The sequence below is a fragment of the Mesorhizobium sp. M7A.F.Ca.CA.002.04.1.1 genome, from assembly GCF_004022805.1.
Lineage (GTDB): Bacteria > Pseudomonadota > Alphaproteobacteria > Rhizobiales > Rhizobiaceae > Mesorhizobium > Mesorhizobium ciceri.
The window spans coordinates 1-2,305 of the sequence record NZ_RZPL01000833.1 but is presented as its reverse complement, the minus strand read 5'-3'; the positions used below and the strand labels follow the sequence as shown (position 1 = coordinate 2,305).

The window sequence follows — 2,305 nt, the reverse complement described above, 5'->3', positions numbered from 1 at the left end:
GCCGAGACCGTGGCAGCACCAGCGCCGGCTCCTGAACCGGCTCCGGCACCTGCGCCGGCACCCGCGCCCGAGCCGGCCAAACCGGACTTCAATTTCCTGCCGATAGCGGTGCTTGCCGAGGGCGGCGATCCCGTCACTGACGGCAACGCCTGGGAGATCTACAAGGCGAAACCCGACGGTACGCGCGGCGACTACGTCAGCACCGAATACGGCGCCTACAAGGCCAATCTGGAACCGGGCGACTATATCGTCGTGGCCAGCGACGGCCAGGCCAAGACCGAGCAGAAAGTCAAGATCGAGGCGGGCCAAGTCTACGCGCCTCTCTTCAACTTGAATGCCGGCACGCTCATCATCCATCCGCGACCGAGCGAGGGGGCAGATGTCGTCGATGGCGCGGCTATCGTCATCGATTATCCGGGTGCTGACATGCCCGCCACCTTCTATGGGACCACGAAAGCCGTGTTGCCGGCCGGCGACGAGAAAGTGACGGTCACGATCGGCCAGGGGGTGGCTACCGAAACGATTCCGCTGGCTGCCGGCAAGACCGTGGAAAAGAACATGATTGTCGGTGTCGGCCATGTCGTTGCCAATGCTTATTATGCTGCCGGCGGCGACAAGGCGGACGGTTCAGGCATCGGCTTCAAGGTGCTCAAGGCAAAAAAGAAGATCGATGGAACCAGGGACGAGGTGACCTATGCCTACGGACCCGACAGCAAATTCGATCTGCCGGCCGATGACTATGTCTTGATTGCGACGGTTGATCTCGCCGTTGTCGAGCAGCCGTTCACCGTCAAGGTCGGCGAATTTCAGGATCTGAAAATCGCAATGAATGCCGGCGTGCTGGCGATCACCGCGCCGGGAGCCTCGAAGATCGAGATTTTCGAGGCCAAGAAGGACATCAACGGCAACCGCAAGTCGCTTGGCTATGCATTCGACCAGAAGTACCAGGCAGCGATCCCGGCGGGCGACTATGCCGTCGTCTCGGAGAAATCCGACAACAGTTCGAAAGAAGGCAACGTGACGGTCAAGGCCGGCGAGCGAGCTGAGCTAACCGTGCAATAGAATCGTATGCACAACCGCAAGAGGGCGGCCAAGTGCCGCCCCTTTTCATGGGTTGCGCAGAACTGCCGTCAGGCCGTGCCGAAGGCGCTGGCGCCATGATCGGCGCGGCCGACCAATTGCCGGAAGCCGGCAAACAGCTCGCGGCCGAAACCGAACTCGTTGCCGATGAGGTCGGCATCCGCCGTCCGGCGCAGCGCGAAATCGCCGGCCGGCACCAGCACTTCCAGCGTGCCGGCATCGGCGTCGAGCCGGATGATGTCGCCTTCGTGGATCCTGGCGATAGGACCCTCCTCGACCGCTTCCGGTGTGACATGGATCGCCGCCGGCACCTTGCCGGAGGCGCCCGACATGCGCCCGTCGGTGACCAGCGCCACGCGCTGGCCGCGATCCTGCAGGATGCCGAGCACGGTGGTCAGCTTGTGCAGTTCCGGCATGCCGTTGGCCTTCGGCCCCTGGAAGCGGATGACGGCGATGAAGTCGCCGGTCAGCGTGCCTGCCTTGAACGCATCGTTCAGCCCTTGCTGGCTGTCGAAGACCCTGGCCGGCGCCTCGATGATACGCCGCTCCGGCTTCACCGCGGAAGTCTTGATGACGGCGTGGCCGAGATTGCCTGACAGCACCTTCAGGCCACCGGTCGCCTGGAACGCCTTGTTGAAAGGCGCCAGCACCTTTTCGTCGCCGCTTGTCCGCGGCGAGGCTTCGCGCACCACGCCTCCGTCGGCGCCGAGCTTTGCCTCGACCGCATAGGGCCGCAGGCCTTCGCCCCACACCGTCTGCACATCCTCATGCAGGATGCCTTCGTCGAGCAGTTCGCGGATCAGGAAGCCGAGCCCGCCGGCGGCGTGGAAATGGTTCACGTCGGCGAGGCCGTTCGGATAGACCCGCGCCAGCAGCGGCACCGCTTCCGACAGGTCGGAAATATCCTGCCATGTGATGGCGATGCCGGCCGCCGCCGCCATGGCGATCAGGTGGATGGTGTGATTGGTCGAGCCGCCGGTGGCATGCAGGCCGACGACGCCGTTGACGATCGAGCGCTCGTCGATCATCCGCCCGACGGGCGTATAGGCGTTGCCAAGCGCAGTAATCGCCAGCGCCCGCTTGGTCGCCTCGCGGGTCAAAGCCTCGCGCAGCGGCGTGCCTGGATTGACGAAGGACGCGCCCGGCGTGTGCAGGCCCATGATCTCCATCAGCATCTGGTTGGAATTCGCCGTGCCGTAGAAGGTGCAGGTGCCCGGTCCATGGT

The 2,305-nt window shown here is 64.2% G+C and carries 1 protein-coding gene and 1 pseudogene; one reads left to right on the top strand and one right to left on the bottom strand.

Annotated features, from left to right (window positions below; all coding sequences use genetic code 11):
- Positions 1–1,062, top strand: a pseudogene (locus tag ENZ75_RS29150) (hypothetical protein); the annotation flags it as partial.
- A gap of 68 nt (positions 1,063–1,130) precedes the next feature.
- Here the strand turns inward: ENZ75_RS29150 and ENZ75_RS29145 are convergent.
- A partial coding sequence (locus ENZ75_RS29145) for a dihydroxy-acid dehydratase (protein ID WP_206617124.1) occupies positions 1,131–2,305 on the bottom strand: 1,175 nt, incomplete at its 5' end.